This window comes from Rhizobium sp. No.120 (assembly GCF_054558365.1).
Genome location: NZ_BAAJNQ010000002.1, coordinates 912,609 through 929,002 on the forward strand (window position 1 = coordinate 912,609; position 16,394 = coordinate 929,002).

General features: G+C 58.9%; 18 protein-coding genes. 13 read left to right on the forward strand and 5 right to left on the reverse strand.

Annotated elements, in window-relative coordinates:
* Positions 1-79 precede the first annotated feature (79 nt).
* Positions 80-871 carry a polysaccharide deacetylase family protein gene (locus ACYJRZ_RS10165; RefSeq protein ID WP_459458515.1) on the forward strand — a complete coding sequence of 264 codons (792 nt, stop codon included), beginning with the start codon at positions 80-82 and terminating at the stop codon, positions 869-871.
* Positions 872-944: 73 nt separating this feature from the next.
* Here ACYJRZ_RS10165 and ACYJRZ_RS10170 read toward each other — a convergent pair whose 3' ends face one another.
* Both ACYJRZ_RS10170 and ACYJRZ_RS10175 read right to left on the reverse strand, forming a co-directional pair.
* Positions 945-2,105, reverse strand: a complete 1,161-nt coding sequence (locus ACYJRZ_RS10170) for an AI-2E family transporter (protein ID WP_459458517.1) — start codon at positions 2,103-2,105, stop codon at positions 945-947.
* A 101-nt stretch (positions 2,106-2,206) separates the two neighbouring features.
* Positions 2,207-3,073 (reverse strand): VOC family protein, encoded by an 867-nt coding sequence (locus ACYJRZ_RS10175; RefSeq protein ID WP_459458519.1) that lies wholly within the window; start codon positions 3,071-3,073, stop codon positions 2,207-2,209.
* A gap of 325 nt (positions 3,074-3,398) precedes the next feature.
* Here ACYJRZ_RS10175 and trhA point away from each other — a divergent pair, with 325 nt between their 5' ends.
* Entirely contained in the window at positions 3,399-4,067 is a 669-nt protein-coding gene (trhA, locus tag ACYJRZ_RS10180; protein WP_459458521.1) for a PAQR family membrane homeostasis protein TrhA, read from the forward strand.
* On the opposite strand, the gene ACYJRZ_RS10185 is transcribed toward trhA, so the two are convergent.
* Complete coding sequence (locus ACYJRZ_RS10185; RefSeq protein WP_459458523.1) at positions 4,042-4,557, reverse strand: hypothetical protein; 516 nt, start codon at positions 4,555-4,557, stop codon at positions 4,042-4,044. The two genes, trhA and ACYJRZ_RS10185, sit on opposite strands and share 26 nt — an antisense overlap.
* Positions 4,558-4,917: 360 nt before the next feature.
* On the opposite strand from ACYJRZ_RS10185, the gene ACYJRZ_RS10190 reads away from it, so the two are divergent.
* The 8 genes from ACYJRZ_RS10190 to ACYJRZ_RS10225 all read left to right on the forward strand — a co-directional run bounded on the left by ACYJRZ_RS10190 (position 4,918) and on the right by ACYJRZ_RS10225 (position 11,844).
* Entirely contained in the window at positions 4,918-7,314 is a 2,397-nt protein-coding gene (locus ACYJRZ_RS10190; RefSeq protein ID WP_459458525.1) for a putative monovalent cation/H+ antiporter subunit A, read from the forward strand.
* A complete protein-coding gene (locus ACYJRZ_RS10195; RefSeq protein WP_459458527.1) occupies positions 7,311-7,730 on the forward strand; it encodes a Na+/H+ antiporter subunit B in 420 nt (139 codons plus the stop codon). Before ACYJRZ_RS10190 ends, ACYJRZ_RS10195 begins: the two co-directional genes overlap by 4 nt.
* Positions 7,730-8,107 (forward strand): Na+/H+ antiporter subunit C, encoded by a 378-nt coding sequence (locus ACYJRZ_RS10200; protein ID WP_459458529.1) that lies wholly within the window; start codon positions 7,730-7,732, stop codon positions 8,105-8,107. The genes ACYJRZ_RS10195 and ACYJRZ_RS10200 overlap by 1 nt, the downstream gene beginning before the upstream one ends.
* Positions 8,108-8,111: 4 nt before the next feature.
* Positions 8,112-9,677, forward strand: coding sequence for a Na+/H+ antiporter subunit D (locus ACYJRZ_RS10205; protein WP_459458531.1), 1,566 nt, complete (start codon positions 8,112-8,114; stop codon positions 9,675-9,677).
* Positions 9,674-10,147 carry a Na+/H+ antiporter subunit E gene (locus ACYJRZ_RS10210; RefSeq protein WP_459458533.1) on the forward strand — a complete coding sequence of 158 codons (474 nt, stop codon included), beginning with the start codon at positions 9,674-9,676 and terminating at the stop codon, positions 10,145-10,147. Before ACYJRZ_RS10205 ends, ACYJRZ_RS10210 begins: the two co-directional genes overlap by 4 nt.
* Positions 10,144-10,518 (forward strand): cation:proton antiporter, encoded by a 375-nt coding sequence (locus tag ACYJRZ_RS10215; RefSeq protein WP_459458535.1) that lies wholly within the window; start codon positions 10,144-10,146, stop codon positions 10,516-10,518. Before ACYJRZ_RS10210 ends, ACYJRZ_RS10215 begins: the two co-directional genes overlap by 4 nt.
* Before the next feature lie 5 nt (positions 10,519-10,523).
* Positions 10,524-10,883 carry a monovalent cation/H(+) antiporter subunit G gene (mnhG, locus tag ACYJRZ_RS10220; RefSeq protein WP_459458746.1) on the forward strand — a complete coding sequence of 120 codons (360 nt, stop codon included), beginning with the start codon at positions 10,524-10,526 and terminating at the stop codon, positions 10,881-10,883.
* Positions 10,884-11,412: 529 nt separating this feature from the next.
* Complete coding sequence (locus ACYJRZ_RS10225) at positions 11,413-11,844, forward strand: Ros/MucR family transcriptional regulator (protein WP_106997318.1); 432 nt, start codon at positions 11,413-11,415, stop codon at positions 11,842-11,844.
* Positions 11,845-11,915: 71 nt separating this feature from the next.
* Here the strand turns inward: ACYJRZ_RS10225 and ACYJRZ_RS10230 are convergent, their stop codons facing one another.
* Both ACYJRZ_RS10230 and ACYJRZ_RS10235 read right to left on the reverse strand, forming a co-directional pair.
* Positions 11,916-12,338 (reverse strand): SufE family protein, encoded by a 423-nt coding sequence (locus tag ACYJRZ_RS10230; RefSeq protein ID WP_459458538.1) that lies wholly within the window; start codon positions 12,336-12,338, stop codon positions 11,916-11,918.
* A 130-nt stretch (positions 12,339-12,468) separates the two neighbouring features.
* Positions 12,469-12,933: a DUF5330 domain-containing protein gene (locus tag ACYJRZ_RS10235; protein ID WP_459458540.1), complete on the reverse strand. Its 465-nt coding sequence runs from the start codon at positions 12,931-12,933 to the stop codon at positions 12,469-12,471.
* 452 nt (positions 12,934-13,385) lie between these two features.
* On the opposite strand from ACYJRZ_RS10235, the gene ACYJRZ_RS10240 reads away from it, so the two are divergent.
* The 3 genes from ACYJRZ_RS10240 (at position 13,386) to ACYJRZ_RS10250 (ending at position 16,390) form a co-directional block, all read left to right on the forward strand.
* Entirely contained in the window at positions 13,386-14,939 is a 1,554-nt protein-coding gene (locus tag ACYJRZ_RS10240) for a sensor histidine kinase (protein WP_459458542.1), read from the forward strand.
* The gene (locus ACYJRZ_RS10245; protein WP_459458544.1) at positions 14,911-15,936 is read left to right on the forward strand and encodes a peptidoglycan-binding domain-containing protein; all 1,026 of its coding nucleotides are present in this window, start codon (positions 14,911-14,913) and stop codon (positions 15,934-15,936) included. The genes ACYJRZ_RS10240 and ACYJRZ_RS10245 overlap by 29 nt, the downstream gene beginning before the upstream one ends.
* Before the next feature lie 94 nt (positions 15,937-16,030).
* Positions 16,031-16,390, forward strand: coding sequence for a DUF1491 family protein (locus ACYJRZ_RS10250; protein ID WP_459458748.1), 360 nt, complete (start codon positions 16,031-16,033; stop codon positions 16,388-16,390).
* Positions 16,391-16,394: the final 4 nt, after the last annotated feature.

Genomic DNA, 16,394 nt, shown 5'->3' on the forward strand with positions numbered 1-16,394 from the left:
GATGGCGGGCGTTGCGGTGGGATGGCACCATCCTCCTGCCGGCAGATTTCATTTGTTTGACCGATCCGGTGGCTGCCCGATGAAACGCCTTTTGCTGACTTCCATCATTCTGCTTGCCGCAAGTGCTGCGTTTGCCGCCCAGGTCGAGCAGCCGCCTGCCGGTTGGCCGCAATTGCCGCCGAAGGCCCCGGTTTCGAAGATCAAGCTCGTCGAGCCACATCTGCATGTCGATCGTGCGGGAAAGGGAGCGCTCCGCATTGCGCTTACCTTCGATGCCTGCATGGGCAAGACTGATCCGCGCATCTTGAGCACCCTCGTCAATCAGCGCATTCCGGCGACGATCTTCGTCACCGCGCGCTGGCTTCGGACCAATCCGGACGCTTTGAAGGTCTTCCTTGCGCATCCGGATCTCTTCGAGCTGGAAAATCACGGTCAAAACCATATCCCCGCCGTCGATGTTCCGACCAAAGTTTACGGTATCGCCGCTGCTGGCTCGCCACAGGCGGTCGCCCAGGAGGTGAAGGGCGGTGCGGACGCCATGATCGCAGCCGGCATTCCACAGCCGCGCTGGTTCCGCGGCGCGACCGCGAAATACACGCCTGCCGCTATTATGCAGATCCGCGGAATGGGCTATCGGATTGCCGGTTATTCCGTGAATGGCGACAGCGGGTCGCTTCTGCCGGCCAAGATGGTGGAAAAGCAATATGCCTCCGCGAGGGATGGGGACGTCATCATCTCCCATATCAACCAGCCGACGCATGCGGCGGGTGAGGGGGTTGCGGCCAGCATTCTCGCGTTGAAGGCGAAGGGCGTTAACTTCGTTCGCCTACAGGATATCGCCGAAAAGGGCGATGACGACACTACGAACTGATCGCCAGATCGGCCAGAATATTTCCAGGAATAGTGCGCCGCGTTCTTCCGTGCGGGTGATAAAAGACAATGCTCTAACCCGGCAATTGAGGCTGGGCTTTTTCCTCGATGAAAAGCTCGTCGATGACCGTCATGACGATCAGCGACAGCGGCAGAGCGAGCATGGCACCGACGGCGCCCCACATCCATGTCCAGAAGATGATGGCAAGGAAGACGACAAAGGGATTGAGCTCCAACTGACGTCCCATGACTGCCGGAAATACTAGGTTTTCCACGGCCATATGTACCCCGAAAAAAGCTATGGCCGGCGCCAGGCCGAAAATGATTTCTGAATGCGTGACGATGCCCGCGATTGCTAGCGAGAGCGTCATCGCGGTTACGCCAAGGAACGGGATGAAGCTGGATAGAAAGGCGAAAACGCCCCAGAGAATCGGCAGGCTCATCCCGCCGACATAGGCGATCATAGTCATCGCAACGCCTATTCCGACATAGATCAACGACGCGGTCGCGAAATAAAAGCCCAGCACCCGCTCCACGGCATTGATGATACGGATTGCTGCGAGGCGGGATGCTCTCGTGGAAAAGGTCATAATGATCGTCTTGCGCAAGCTCACCCTGCCGGCGAGGAATAGCAGTAAGGCAGCAAAGAAAATCAGGATCTGTACGATTGCGGGCGTGAGGCTCGTGGATACGAGATGCAGCACATTGCCGCTATTTTCGAGCAGGGTGCTGATCGAGACAGGGCTGCCCTGAAATGTTTCGGACGAGATATGTAGCCATTTGAAACGGCCGAGATAGGGCATCAGCCGGTCGGAGGTCTGTTGGACGAAATCGGGCAGCTCCTGTGCGAGCGTGGCTACAGGTCCGGCAAGGGCATTGACAATAAGGAAGATAACCAGCGCGACGCCCGATGAAAGGAGGATAGCATTCAGAACACGAGGTACGCCGAGCTTGCTGAGCTTCTCTGCCGCAAGTCCAAGAATCATGCCGACGACGACCGCTAGCGTCACCGGAATAAGGATCAGCGACATCATGTAGACGCCAGCCAAGGCGAGGATGAGGAAGATGCCTATTGTCGCCCACGAGGCGGCGACAACAAGCCTGCCGCGCCTCGATCCATGGGACATGTCGAAAATACTGTCTTCGCCGCGGTCATCGTCGCGTTCCGCGTCGGACCTGCCATCGCGTACAATTGTTGCTTCCGATCGCTGTGTGACGATTTTATCGACTTCCATGCCCTGCGGGTTCCTGAAGGCACGATCGCCTTTCTGCTCAAACGCCGAAAAGCTTGTTCCGGTTCCGTAATGGGCATGAAGCGATAGCGAATAGAAGCAAATCAGACGTGCAGGTTGAGACCGATGCCCCAGGGGTCGCGCAGCGATATGCCGCCATCACGTTTCTCGGTCTTGATCTCGTGCTTCTCCAAAGCCGCGACTGCCTGGTCGAGCGCAGCTTTGTCGTTGAAGCGCAGCGTATAGTCGGAAAGGCCGGTCATATGCTCACTGCGCACGCCGGCGCCGCGGCTATTCCATGTATTGGCGCCGAGATGATGGTGGTAGCCGCCGGTAGCAAGGAAGGTCGCACCCGGATAGCGCGCCGCCATGACCTTCATGCCGAGCACGTCTCGATAGAAGGCGTTCGCTTCGGCCACGTCGCCGACCTGTAGGTGGATATGGCCGATGGCCGATCCTTCAGCCATGCCTTCCCACCGATCCTGCGGGGCACTTTCGTAGAGCTTTTGCAGATCGAGCCGGAGCGTGGCCATCTCCACCGTGCCGTCGTCGTGAAACCTCCATTGCTCATGCGGCCGGTCGGCATAGATCTCGATGCCGTTGCCTTCGGGGTCGGAGAGGTAAATGGCTTCACTGACGATATGGTCCGAAGCGCCTTCCAGCACGACATTGTTTTGGGCAGCATGGCGAAGCCAGCGCGCCAGCTCGACACGGCTCGGCAGCAGGAAGGCCGTATGGAACAGACCGGCGGCCGTTCTTGGCGCGCGTGCCGCGGCCCGATCCGTCGTCAGCGTCAGGAGGGGATGACCGGCGACGCCCAGAACTTCACCACTCGCCGTTTTCTCGATGACCTTCAGGCCAAGCATATCCTGATAGAAGCGCGACACGAGCGGCAGGTCTGTAACGACAAGATGGGACGCGCCGACATAGGCGGGACGGGTCAAGGCGTAGGAGGGGGTAGTTTCGGTCATGCGATCAGTTCCAATCATCGATGATCTTGAAGAGGCAATCCGGCGTCGACGGCAGGAGCCGCCGCTAGCGGGCTGGAGGGTTCTCGCCGATTGATGTGCCTCTGATATCTCCTGGCTCGCTGTACTTGCACACACTTATGGCGGATTTCGATTGTTCACATAAGGCTACAAATTGCGGATTGAGCGTTCGCTTTCCATTGACGAGGGATGAGCAGGCCGAAAGTACGCCGTTCACCAAGATTGATCGATGCGCACGTTTGGCGCAGTTGCGTCCTCTTCGCTCCGGTGCCAGGATCGATGCGTTACGGAAACGGAACCGGATGAAATGACCGAATATAGAGGCATCCGTTGGGCCTATGACAGATATGAGATTATCGCGGATGGCATCGTCAATGGTGTCGGCGTGGTCTTGGCCCTGATCGGCGCCACCGTATTAATCTTCTATGCGACGGTCTGGAGTTCCTATGGCGGCATGGCTGCCGCCTGGATCTACGGCGTCGGTCTGGTGCTGACGCTTGGAATGTCGTTCACCTACAATTTATGGCCCGTATCCAAGACGAAATGGTTTCTCCGCCGCTTCGATCACTCCTTCATCTATGTCCTGATCGCCGCTACCTATACGCCTTTTCTGGAGCGGGGATCTGAAGATCCGCTGCTTTTGGGCGTGCTAATCGCCGTGTGGGTCTTTGCGGCCTTCGGCATCATCCTGAAAGTCCTATTTCCGGGGCGCTTCGACCGGCTGGCGATCCTGCTCTACCTTGCGATGGGCTGGAGCGGCATCCTCGTCGCCAAGCCTGTCTCCATGCATATTCCGTTTGCCTCGATGATGCTTATTGTCATCGGAGGCGTGATCTATTCGTTCGGCGTGGTCTTTCATGTATGGGAAAAGCTGCGTTTCCAGAACGCCATCTGGCATGGCTTCGTCGTTACCGCCGCCGCGGTGCACTATTCGGCGGTGCTGACCTGCTTCAGCCTGTCGCCGGAAAATTTTTGACGATCTCGGCTGTCGGAGTGCATTTTCGGGTCGAACGCAGGCTGCGCACCAGGCGCATGACGACGGCGTCATAGCGCTGCATATCGGCCTTCGAATAATCCATCTGGAAGAAGGCGGCGGCTCCGTTGCAAAGCGCGACCCCACGCACATAGACGATGCGCCCCTGCTTGGTGCCGGAAAAGCTGATGCCTCGCGAGTTCGATTTCGAATAGGAAATTTTCCAGCCCTGGTCTCTGGCGAGCGCCACGCGCCCGTTTGCTTCCGATGTGAAATCGCCATTCGCCACCACCGTGCCGAAGACCTGTAGCGACGCGGAGCGATCTGCCGGCGACAGCGAAAGTCGATCGGCATCCTCGGGAGAGGCGACAAGGTGGAATTCCGAGGGCAGCTCGATCGAATAACCGAGACCTGCATTGTCATAGGACCACCAGTCCGCGGCAGAGACCGGGATGGTCGAAAGGAGCAGCAGGGTAATGACACGGGCAAGCATTGCGGTTTCCGGGAGGCAGGATCTGCAAACCGATCAAGATTAGCGCTTTTTTGAGCGCAATTTCCATAGCGGTTCAGAAAATACCGATAAATTAGCGTAAATTCATTACAACTTCATTGCGACCCATGCAGGAATGGCAGGAATTTGGCAATGATGCTACGTTCAAACTGGCATTGTGGGTTTCCGGACCATTCTGTCATGCCCCGCAACCTCTACCGTCGTTGTTAGCAAAAATCGATTTCAGTGGTTTAAGTCCGCTTTTCCCTTGCCAGGGCTTGAGGCCGTGGGTCCTTTCGCCTATCCCTTCAAATCAGTTCCGGCTTTGCCGGATTCCGCATGATCGTTCGAAAAGGGGGGAGCATGGCCGCCGCCACCGCGGGCCTGACATTCCTGGCTCTATGCCTGCCCTTTCTCGGTGCGCTGATCGCGCCGGTTGTCGTTCGCCGTTTGGGCCATAACGCGGCATGGCTCCTGGCGCTGCTCCCCGCTCTCGCCTTTGTGCATTTTTCGAGCTTCCTTCCCACCGTCGCCGCCGGTCACGTGCAGCTTGGCGGTTTCGATTGGGTGCCGAGCCTTGATCTTCGGTTTTCCTGGCTGATTGACGGCCTGTCGCTGACCTTTGCTCTGCTCATCACCGGCATCGGTACGCTGATCGTGCTTTATGCCGGCGGTTATCTGAAGGGGCATGCCGACCTCGGCCGCTTCTTCTCTTTCATCTTTCTTTTCATGGGCTCGATGCTCGGCCTCGTCGTCGCGGACAGCTTCCTGACACTCTTTGTCTTCTGGGAGTTGACCTCGATCACCTCTTTCCTGCTGATCGGCTTTGCTCATCATCGGGAGGCGTCCCGACGGGCGGCACTGCAGGCGCTGGTCGTCACCGGCGGCGGCGGGCTGCTCCTGCTGGCGGGTCTGCTGCTGATTTGGCAGGTCACCGGCATCGGTGCGATGTCCGATCTCCTGAAGGTTGGCGATGTCCTGCGCGCGAGCCCGTTCTACCTTGCCGCCCTTGTTCTTGTGCTCGGTGGCGCCTTCACCAAATCGGCGCAGTTCCCGTTTCACTTCTGGCTGCCGAATGCCATGGAAGCGCCGACGCCAGTGTCGGCCTATCTGCACTCGGCAACCATGGTGAAGGCGGGTGTTTATCTTTTGATGCGGCTCAATCCGGTCATGGGGAAAACCACCGCCTGGCAGACGATCCTGCCGGTCTTCGGCGCGGCGACCCTGCTGGTCGGAACCCTGCTCGCCATTCGCCAGACCGACTTGAAGCTGAAGCTTGCCTATACGACGGTTTCTTCGCTTGGTCTGCTGGTGATGCTCACCGGTTTCGGCACGGATTATGCCATCGAGGCCGCCGTCCTCTATCTCGTGGCGCATTCTCTGTTCAAGGGCGCCCTGTTCATGGTCGCCGGCATCGTCGATCATGAAACGGGAACGCGCGATATCACCCGGCTGGGCGGCCTGCGCTCGGCCATGCCGCTGACCTTTGCGACCGCGCTTGTCGCAGCTGTGTCGATGGGTGGTCTGCCGCCGGCTTTCGGCTTTCTTGCCAAGGAAGAAATCTATGCCGCGCTGGCACAGGCATCGCCGGCTGCGATCATCCTCAACATCATCGCCGTGGCCGGCAATGCGCTGATGTTCGCGATTGCTTTCGCCGTGGCGCTGAGGCCCTTCATCGGACCGCGGACTGAAACGCCCAACCCGCCGCATGAGGCGCCCCCATTGCTCTGGCTCGGACCCGTGATGCTTGCTCTTTTCGGCTTCCTTTCGGCGCTGTTTTCTGGCCCTTGGCACGAATATGTCTCTTCGCCGATGGCAAGCGCCGTGGGCGGAAAGGCGCTGGGTATCTCGGTGTCACTAGCCCCGCATCTTGGTCTGCCTTTGGCGCTCTCGCTGGTCACGGTGCTGATTGGCATCCTCGTCTATTGGCAGCTCGATAGCGCCCGATTCCTGATGTCAGTCGTCCTGCGTGCCCTCGGGCCAGGGCCGGATCATGGCTTCGATGCTTTCATCTCCGGACTGGTGCGACTGTCGCATGCCGTCTCTCGTTTCCTGCAGCCTGGCCGGCTGGAAATCTACGTCACGGTCACCTTCCTTTGTCTGGCGACAATGCTGCTGATTCCTCTTGTGGTCCATGGCGAACTACCAGCCATGCCCACCTGGCCGAACCTGCAATGGCATGAGGCGACGATCTTCGTGATCGCGGTGATCGGCGTTGCGGCTGTCGTGTTTGCGGGCGACCGGCTGACGGCAATCGTTTCGCTCGGCATTCAGGGCTTTGCCGTTGCCGTCATCTTCCTGCTGTTCGGTGCGCCGGATCTTTCCTTCACCCAGTTCATGGTGGAGACGCTTTCGGTGGTGATCCTGGCGCTTGTCATGACGCGCTTGCGTCTTTCGCCTTCCGACAGGCGTCCGCCGCTTGCAAGGATCGGCCATGCCGCCCTCGCCATTGCCTGCGGCGGCGGTTTTTCGCTCCTGCTGCTGAAAGCGACCCAAGCGCCATTCGATCTCACGCTCACCGCCTTCTTCAATCAATATTCGAAGCTGATTGCGCATGGTGATAATGTGGTCAACGTCATCATCGTCGACTTCCGTGGTACGGATACGCTCGGCGAAATCGCTGTGGTCGCCGTGACCGGTCTTGCGATCCTGGCACTGATCCGCATCCGGGCCAGTGGAGAGCGCAGGCTTGCAACCAACGACCCCGATCTTGAGGATAAGCCCGGTCCTGATCAGAGGACGGAGGCCGGGCGCCTATGAATACGCTGATCTTCCGCACCGCCGCGCCATTTCTGACGGCTCTGATGCTGCTCTTCTCCGTCTTCGTGCTGCTGCGCGGTCACAATGAGCCCGGCGGCGGTTTCATCGGCGGTCTGATAGCGGCTTCGGCGCTCGCGATCTACGGCATTGCTTGCGGTGTGACGGCGGTGCGCCGTGCGATCTTTTTTCATCCGTTGGCGATCGCCGGTTTCGGCCTGCTAGGCTCGACCATCGCCGGCATCGTGTCCATCGTTGCCGGCGTGCCGTTCATGACTGGCCTCTGGGTCTATCCACATCTCTTCGGTATCGAAGTGCCGCTCTCCACAGTCATGCTCTTCGATACCGGCGTCTATCTGGTTGTCGTCGGCGCCATCACCTCGATCGCGCTCGCGCTCGAAGAGCGGGAGGCGGATTGATGGAGGCTGTCTTCGCCGTCGTCGTCGGCATCTTCTTCACCGCCGCCATCTATCTCATGCTCTCGCGGTATTCGATCCGCATCATGCTCGGCATCGCCATCCTCGGAAATGCCGTCAACCTTCTGCTGTTTACGGCCGGTCGGATCACGCGCGAAGTACCGCCCATCATTCAGAAAGGCGCGACAACGCTGGATCTTGCAGCCGCCAATCCGCTGCCGCAGGCCTTGATCCTGACGGCGATTGTCATTTCCTTCTCGTTCCTTGCATTCCTGCTTGTCCTGACCTACCGAGCCTATCAGGATTTGAAGACCGACGACACGGACGAGATGCGGCTCGCCGAACCGGAGGAGCGGCCGCTGCCGCCCTTAGGGTACTGACGTCATGGCTGGATCCACGGATACCGCAATCGATCTTTCCCATGCACTGGTTACGACGCCGATCCCCGTCGCGCATTGGCTGGTCATTTCGCCCGTCGCCCTGTGCATTGGGCTCGGTGCGATCCTTCTGATGCTGCGCAACCGCACCCAATGGCATGCCGCGATCGCCATTCCCGGTCTTGTCCTGCTGGTGCTGATTGATGCCGCCTTGCTCTACCGGGTCGTTGGCGACGGTCCTATGACCATGATCATGGGACGATGGCTGCCGCCCTTTGGCATTGCCTTCACCGTCGATATTCTGGGCGCACTCATGGCCTTGACGGCAGCGGCCGTTGCGCTCGCGGCAAGTTTCTATTCGCTTGGCGAAATTACCGGGAGCAGCCGGCGATATGGCTTCTTTCCATTCTTGATGCTGCTACTCGCCGGCGTCAGCGGCGCGTTTCTGACAGGCGACGTCTTCAACCTCTATGTCTGGTTCGAGGTGCTTCTGATCTCGTCCTTCGGCCTGTTGATTCTCGGTTCGGAGCGCGAGCAGATCGACGGTGCGCTGAAATATGCCGTATTGAACCTCATCGCGACCACGCTCTTTCTCGTCTCAGTCGGCTATCTCTACGCCGTTTTCGGCACGCTCAACATGGCCGATATCGCTATGAAGGCGAGGGCTGGTGACAGCAACACGCCGCTGATGACGATCGGCGGCCTGTTCTTGCTGGCATTTGGCATGAAGGCTGCCGCCTTTCCGGTCAATTTCTGGCTCCCGGCTTCCTACCACACGCCGCGCATCACCGTTTCGGCTTTGTTTGCCGGCCTTCTGACCAAGGTCGGCATCTATGCGCTGATCCGGGTTCTGGTCATGCTGTTGCCTGTCGAGCGGGCGGGCCTCGGCCCGCTTGTCACGATCATCGCCATCGTGACCATGCTTGTCGGAGTGATGGGCGCGCTGGGCGCAAATGATATCCGCCGAACGCTCGGCTATATCGTCATATCCGGCATCGGCACGATGCTGGCGGGCGTGGCGCTCGGCAGTATCGAGGGTCTCAGCGGAGCAATCTTCTACGCCTTGCATTCGATGGTGCTGATGACGGCGCTTTATCTGGTTGCGGGGCAGGCGGCACATCTCGGTGGCGGCTTTTCACTGACGGTTCTTGCGGGGCTCTACCGGCAAAGCGGCTGGTTTTCCGGCCTCTCGCTGGTCCTGTTCTTCGCCATCAGCGGCCTGCCGCCCTTTTCGGGGTTCTGGCCGAAAGTCGTGCTGGTCAAGGCAGCGTTTGCGGCAGGTGCCTGGTGGCTTGCGGCAACAATCCTTTTAGCCGGTTTCCTGACGACGATCGTTTTCGGACGGATATTTCTCTTGGCCTATTGGCGTCCGGCGGCGGAGGCGGATGAGGCCGCAGCGGAGCGGATGAAATGGCATGCCGCCCTGCCGCTCCTTGCTCTTTCTCTGCTTGTCGTGGGCTTCGGCTTGTTTCCCGAACGGCTCTTGCATCTGACACATGCGGCTGCTCTTGGCCTCCAGCAGCCGACCGCCTATCTGCAATCCGTCTTTCCGGCGGCGGGAGGCGCTCAATGATCCTGCTTGTCTTCAACCTGCTGCTTGCCATTGTCTGGGTCGCCATCACGGGCAGCGCTTCTTTCCTCAATTTGCTGTTTGGCTTCGTCCTGGCGGCAATCGCCCTGTCGATCGTCCGGGCGTCCTATGGAGGCGGGCTCTATCTGGGCCGTGTGCGCAAAATAGCTTTGCTATTGCTCCTGTTTCTGGGTGAGCTTGCCACATCGGCCTGGTCGGTCGCGGTGGCAGTCATGAGCCCAAAAATGGATGTGAAACCCGGCATCTTTGCATTTCAGCTGACGGTCGACCGTGATTTCGAAATTACTCTGCTTGCCAATCTGATCACGTTGACGCCCGGTACCCTGTCCGTCGATGTTTCCGACGACCGCAAAATGCTCTACGTGCACGCGCTCGATTGTTCCGATCCAGAGGCCATCCGGCGCGGTATTGCTGATGGTTTCGAGCGCCGGATCATGGAGGCTTTCCGATGATCGCCGCATCCGTTGTTTCGGCCGCTGCCATGGTGGCGCTCGGCATTCTGAGCATTGCCTTCCTGTTGACCGTCTATCGTGTCGTCGCCGGCCCGACATTGCCGGACAGGGTTCTAGCACTCGACATGCTGGTTGCAATCGTCATCGGCTTCATCGCTGTCATCGCCATCAAGACCGGGTTTACGCTGTATATCGACATCGCCATTTCGCTTGGTCTTGTCGGCTTTCTCGCCACTGTCGCCTTCGCACGTTTTATCCTGACACAGGCACAATCGAATGCGACCGAACGGATCGGCGCTGGGCAGAGTGCGGGCGTTGCAGCCGAGGGCAGAAAGATGCGGAAGCACAGGCGAAAGAAGGGAGGCCGATAGTGGATATGCTTTGGGCCGTCATAGTAACGGTACTTCTACTTTCGGGCGCGTTGTTCTCGCTTATTGCGGCAATTGGTATCGTGCGACTGCCCGATCTCTATAGTCGCATGCATGCCGCGTCGAAGGCGGGCACCGTCGGCTCTGGCCTGTTGCTACTTGCCGTCGGTATCCACTCGCAGGACATGTCGGTTCTGGCGCGGGCATTGGCCGGATTTGTTTTTTTCATCCTGACGGCGCCCATTGCGGCGCATCTTCTCGCGCGTGCGGCACACAAGGCAGGCCATCGGCTAACGCCGCCTTCGGTACGGGATGAACTGCTCGCAAGAGAGCAAATCGCAGTACGAGGGTATAGAAAAAGGGGCTAACAAACGCGGAAATTGTTCTGTTAGGAATAACTTTTCGCGTTATTAGTTACCTGCTTTTTAATAGATGAATTTTTTGCAAAGAAATGTAGGGATTAAAAACTGGACATTTGGGTAAAGAGTGCTAATTCAGATTCAAGTAGAGTTCTGATGTTAAGTTAGTCTCGACCGGGTTTAAGCTCTCGATGCTTTTATCTTTCTTTGATGAAACGCTGGGCAAAACTTTCTTCCGGTAAGCGATTAAAGATCGCTATCGCGGGTCACTAATTCTGACGTCAGGCGGCAAGGGGCGGTTTTCTCTCGCATGAGGTCTAGGGGTGGATTTCATGTTCGTGGGAATTTGGCTTTATCCACTGTTTTCTTGCTGTTGACTACTACGAATACGAGCAGTGCGTTCGCGCGGATTGCTCGGCGCTGGTACATAGAGAAATCAACAGATTTCCTTAGCCAGGCGCAAATCATATAGCAACGTTGCGCCGCGTGCTCTCGGAGGCGTGGACGCAGCAGGCAAGCCGATGAACAGGAGAACACAATGACAGATGCGGCCCTCGGCAACGGGCAGGAGTTACTGGTTGAACTGACTGCCGATATTGTTGCGGCCTATGTCAGCAACCATGTCGTACCGGTCAGCGACCTTCCGAATTTGATTTCCGACGTACATTCCGCCTTGAGCAACACCTCGGCTCCGGCACCTGCCGTAACCGTGGTCGAAAAGCAGAAGCCGGCCGTATCCGTTCGTAAATCCGTACAGGATGACCAGATTACCTGCCTCGAATGCGGTGGCAGCTTCAAGTCTCTGAAGCGCCATCTCATGACTCATCACGGCCTCTCGCCGGAAGAGTATCGTGAAAAATGGGACCTCGCCGCAGATTACCCGATGGTAGCACCGGCTTATGCGGAAGCCCGTTCACGCCTTGCAAAGGAAATGGGCCTCGGCCAGCGCCGTAAGCGCGGCGCCCGCTAAGGGCTTCATGACAGGCTGAAGATAACCCGGCTTTCGGGCCGGGTTATCCACAACGATTGCTGAAATCCCATCTATGCTGCGGCCCTGACCCGGGCCTCTTCGCGAATACGCTTGATCATCGAGCGCAATCCATTGGCGCGCTGCGAAGAGAGATGCTCCACTAGGCCGATCTTGCCGAAGACATCGAGTGCGTCTAGAGCCGCGATTTCCGAAGCTGGCTTTCCGGAATAAGTTGCGAGTACGATCGCCACCAGCCCTCGTACGATATGCGCGTCTGAATCGCCTTCAAAGGTCAATATCGGATTGTCCGGATCGCCAGATGCATGCGTGACGAGCCAGACCTGGCTCGCACAGCCCTGGACCTTGTTTTCAAGCGTCCGCTTTTCCTCCGGCAGATCAGGCAAAGCCTTGCCGAGCTCGATCACAAAGCGATAGCGATCCTCCCATTCGTCCAGGAAGGAAAAGTCTTCGATGATCTTGTCAAGCGGTGTCATTGCAGCAGTCCAGATTGTCCGTTGCCTTGGATATAGGCGAAACCATACGTGATTTGAACCCGTGACGAAAAAGAACGCCGCTGACCATAAGAGGTCTGCGGCGCAGAAGTTTGGGCCAATAGAAGAAATGTCAGATATGCGGGCGCGGCATTGGCAGCGGAATCGACGAGGGCAGCTTGACTGTGCCGGTCACAACGACATCGGCCGTTTCGGTGCCGGGAATGCGCTTGGCCGGCATCGGCTGGGTCATGGCAGCGACCTGATCGGCGTTGGCGTGGGGCGCCGCGACATTGGCTTCGGCGGCAGACTGCTGGTCCTTGAAGTGGCGGCCGAGCATATCGTAGGCGACGCGAGCGCCATCGCCGACCTGATAGCCGAGCGCCGTCAGCGTTTCGCCGCCCTTCGCGCAGACATCCGGCTTCTCGCTGCACATGGCGCCGACATATTGAACGACGCCAGAGGCGGCTGAAATCGCATCGGAAACCTGCAGCGTCGCTTCACCTGCCGGCCGGGGAGCACCCTCAGGCTTTGCAAAGATCGGCAGGAACATGAGAACCAGCGAAAACCAGAACCCTGCTCTAATCAGAAACCACATAGCCTAGCCCATCCTCTCTGTCGCTCGGCTCGACCGCCGATTCGGACTTGCCCGTCCAATCTGGTTCGAACCTATCCGGCAGAGGACAACAGCGCTTTTCAAAACTCGGCAGCATTTTCTGCAATTTTGATTCAAATTTTAGCTTTCCGGCCTTGAAGAGCAGTTTGGTTCAAATTGTAGCAATTGATGTTAAGCATGTCTCGCCCGATGCCGTTGATATGCAGGGCTTTACGGATGCCGGCACCGTCGCAAAAGTTAACGCACGACGGAAATATAAATAAAATCCGTTGCTTACCCGCTGTTAACCACAAAAAGCAAAGGCCGCTCGTTCTGCGCCAAAACGGGATTTTGAGGCCGTTTCGGCTAGCCGGCGCGTTCCATTTTTATTCTTTCCTTAAGTCGGCGGGGCCTATTGTGCACTCCGATAAGTGACCGTTTTGACGGGTTGTAGCGTGCGCGTATTGAGTGACATTTCTGTCGGGGCTGAAGCCCTCGTGGACCGGGTAGGCCGAAGCTGGCTCTCCCGTACAAGCGGGAATGGCGAAGTCCGTGGGCAGGAGTTGGCGATCCTGCGCCGGCTTGCGCTTGCCTCTTCCGTTGCGCTGTTTGCCGTGCCGACCGGCCTTTCCTTCATCACCAGCCCGGCCGTGGCGCTGCCTGTCGGTGTGGCCACGGTCTGCGCCGCCTTCCTCTTCTCGGCCGTCGGCAGCATCGCGCTGTCGCGCCAGCGGCCTGAATCCCGCCCGGCGGAGGCCGTTGTCGTCGAGCACCGCGACCTGATGCTGGAGTCGGCCTTCGGTCTCGTCCTGCTGCTTGATTCCCAGGGCAATGTAACCACGGTCGGCGGTCGTGACCGTGCAGAATTCTTGAGCTGGATGCGCGACCCTACTGGGCGTGGTTTCGTCGAGCAGATCCATGTCTCCGACAGAATTGTCTTCCTGCAGGCAATCGATGTGCTGCGCCAAGGCCGGGATGCCTATAGCGCCGATTTACGACTGGAGCGCTCGGCGGTCGTGGGTGGCGACCAGCAGTTCGTTCATGTGCGGATGGAACTGACCGCGCGTCGCGATGCCGAAGGGCGTCTGGCGGCGATCGTCGGGCAGCTGCGCGATATCTCGCAGGACCAGCAGCTTCGCGAAGATGCGGCGCGCAAGGCGGCCGAAGCGGAATCGGCCAACGATGCCAAGTCACGCTTCCTCGCTGCCGTCAGCCATGAGCTGCGTACGCCGCTTAACGCCATCCTGGGCTTCTCCGACATTCTGAGCGGCGAATATTTCGGCAAACTGGAAAATGACCGTCAGCGCGAATATGTCGACTTGATCCGCCAGTCGGGCGCCCATCTTCTGTCGGTCGTCAACACCATGCTCGACATGAGCAAGATTGAGGCCGGCCGTTACGAATTGCTGCTCGAATCCTTCGCGATCGAGGACACCATTGCGACATGTGAAGCAATGCTGGGGCTGCAGGCGAAGGAAAAGGGGCTGACGCTGACGAGCCGCATCCAGCGCGGCCTTGGCGAGATTGTTGCCGACCAGCGTGCGATCCAGCAGATTCTCATCAACCTCGTCGGCAACGCCATCAAGTTCACCGATGCTGGCGGAGCGATCACCATCGATGCGGCCATGGCCGACGGCATGCTGAAACTGTCAATCGGCGACACGGGCATCGGTATTGCCAGCGAGCGGCTGGCATCGCTTGGTCAGCCCTTCGTGCAGATCCAGAATGATTACACTCGCCGTTACGCCGGCACCGGTCTCGGCCTGTCGCTGGTCAAGGGGCTCGTCGGCCTGCACGGCGGAAACTTCTCGATTGCCAGCGCGCCAGGAGAGGGTACGGTCATCACCATCCTCATTCCGTTCGACGGCTCGGGTGTCGTGACGATGCAGCAGCCTGTGGATGTCAATCGCCCTGTCGATTTTCCGCCGCGCCTGAAACATACTGTGGAGATGGATGAAGGACGAAACAAGGAACTGATGGATGGCCCCGCAAAAGCGAAAATCGCCTAAGGGAAGAGGAAGGGGCAAGCGCAAGCAGCCCGGCCTCGCTTCCCGTGGAGCGGTTGCCCTTGGCAGCCTGAGCCTGCGCGGCAGCACCGCGCTGGGCGGCCTTGGCCTTCGCGGTGCCGGCGCTCTCGCTGCTCTGATCGGCAGCGCGGTCGGCCGCCATCCTGCAGTTGCCGGCGGTGTCGCACTCTTCTTCGGGGTTTTCGGTTTCGTCACCGCCAATGCGCTCTGGTATCAGACGGGCGCGCATCCATCGCCGATATTGCGCACCCGTGATCCGGCGTCTCCCTATCAGATCCCCGGCCGCAAATCCTTCTTGCACGCGCAACAGGCCGATGCGGGCAATGTAACGACCTTCCGGATCGAGCGGCAGGATTCGGCTTCCGATCTTGCCCCGCCGTCGTCAACCAGCCAGGTCGCAGCGCAATCGTCCAACGCGCCGTCGAAGCTTATTGCCGATATACAGGCTGAACTTATTCGCCACGGCCTCTATGACGGCGCCGTCGATGGAAAGCCGGGATCGCGGACCACATCAGCTATCCTCTTCTTCCAGGAGGCGTCCGGCCTCGTGCAGACCGGAACGCCGACACCAGAGCTTCTGGCAGCCCTTAAGGCCAGCAATGCCGCGAACGCGCAGGCAGCAGGCGGTGGGACGAGCACGGCAGCCGTTGTTCCCGCAGCGCGCCCCGTCAATATTTCCGCTACGGCGGATGCGATCGACCCGGTTGCCGCCGCCATCCAGAATGCTGAGAAGAACATCCGGACCGGTGCAGTCGCGGCCAAGGCGACGCCGAGCGATGCCGTCAGCAAGGTGAATATGGTCATGCAGATCCAGAAGGGTCTGAGCAATATCGCCTATAGCAATGTCAGCATCGACGGCGTTGCCGGAGAGCAGACGAAGGCAGCCATCCGTCGCTTCCAGAAGCACTATCGCCTGCCGGAGACCGGGGAGCCGAACATGGCGGTACTCAAGAAGCTGCAGGATATCGGCGCGCTTTGAGCGTGTCGTATGAACTCTTATCCGTCGAATTGGTACAATCGGCTATGGGATGGCATCAATTGCCTTGGCGATCCCGCGCCGCTATAGGTCCTCCATGAGATTGCGCAGCGACATTTTTGTTTCCGCACTTATCCGCCGCCTGTTCGCCAGGGGCGATTTTGCTGCTGTGGAGCGCAAGGGCGAGGAGCAGGCCGGCGCGATCTTCATCCGCCAGCGTTTCCGCGACGGATTAGAGACCCTGTATGCGCCGGCTCCGCAGAGCCTCTTCGATGAGGAGGAGAGCGGGACGCGGCTTTTCGAAGTCCGCGTCGACCGCAAGGAACCGCGGGAAATCCGCGAAACTCTTGACCGCGAGCTGAAGTTCGATCCCGATTTATGGGTCGTCGAGCTCGAAACGGACGATATCGGCGATATCGTCCCTTTAGCCGGTTTCCGCGCCAATCCGCTGGATTGAGCCG

Coding starts and splice junctions, on each gene's coding strand:
- ACYJRZ_RS10195 (WP_459458527.1), top strand. CDS start 7,311: ATGAATACGCTGATCTTCCGCACCGCCGCGCCATTTCTGACGGCTCTG.
- ACYJRZ_RS10250 (WP_459458748.1), top strand. CDS start 16,031: ATGAGATTGCGCAGCGACATTTTTGTTTCCGCACTTATCCGCCGCCTG.
- trhA (WP_459458521.1), top strand. CDS start 3,399: ATGACCGAATATAGAGGCATCCGTTGGGCCTATGACAGATATGAGATT.
- ACYJRZ_RS10225 (WP_106997318.1), top strand. CDS start 11,413: ATGACAGATGCGGCCCTCGGCAACGGGCAGGAGTTACTGGTTGAACTG.
- ACYJRZ_RS10185 (WP_459458523.1), bottom strand. CDS start 4,557: ATGCTTGCCCGTGTCATTACCCTGCTGCTCCTTTCGACCATCCCGGTC.
- ACYJRZ_RS10190 (WP_459458525.1), top strand. CDS start 4,918: ATGGCCGCCGCCACCGCGGGCCTGACATTCCTGGCTCTATGCCTGCCC.
- ACYJRZ_RS10230 (WP_459458538.1), bottom strand. CDS start 12,338: ATGACACCGCTTGACAAGATCATCGAAGACTTTTCCTTCCTGGACGAA.
- ACYJRZ_RS10210 (WP_459458533.1), top strand. CDS start 9,674: ATGATCCTGCTTGTCTTCAACCTGCTGCTTGCCATTGTCTGGGTCGCC.
- ACYJRZ_RS10235 (WP_459458540.1), bottom strand. CDS start 12,933: ATGTGGTTTCTGATTAGAGCAGGGTTCTGGTTTTCGCTGGTTCTCATG.
- ACYJRZ_RS10175 (WP_459458519.1), bottom strand. CDS start 3,073: ATGACCGAAACTACCCCCTCCTACGCCTTGACCCGTCCCGCCTATGTC.
- ACYJRZ_RS10165 (WP_459458515.1), top strand. CDS start 80: ATGAAACGCCTTTTGCTGACTTCCATCATTCTGCTTGCCGCAAGTGCT.
- ACYJRZ_RS10215 (WP_459458535.1), top strand. CDS start 10,144: ATGATCGCCGCATCCGTTGTTTCGGCCGCTGCCATGGTGGCGCTCGGC.
- ACYJRZ_RS10245 (WP_459458544.1), top strand. CDS start 14,911: ATGGCCCCGCAAAAGCGAAAATCGCCTAAGGGAAGAGGAAGGGGCAAG.
- ACYJRZ_RS10205 (WP_459458531.1), top strand. CDS start 8,112: ATGGCTGGATCCACGGATACCGCAATCGATCTTTCCCATGCACTGGTT.
- mnhG (WP_459458746.1), top strand. CDS start 10,524: ATGCTTTGGGCCGTCATAGTAACGGTACTTCTACTTTCGGGCGCGTTG.
- ACYJRZ_RS10200 (WP_459458529.1), top strand. CDS start 7,730: ATGGAGGCTGTCTTCGCCGTCGTCGTCGGCATCTTCTTCACCGCCGCC.
- ACYJRZ_RS10170 (WP_459458517.1), bottom strand. CDS start 2,105: ATGGAAGTCGATAAAATCGTCACACAGCGATCGGAAGCAACAATTGTA.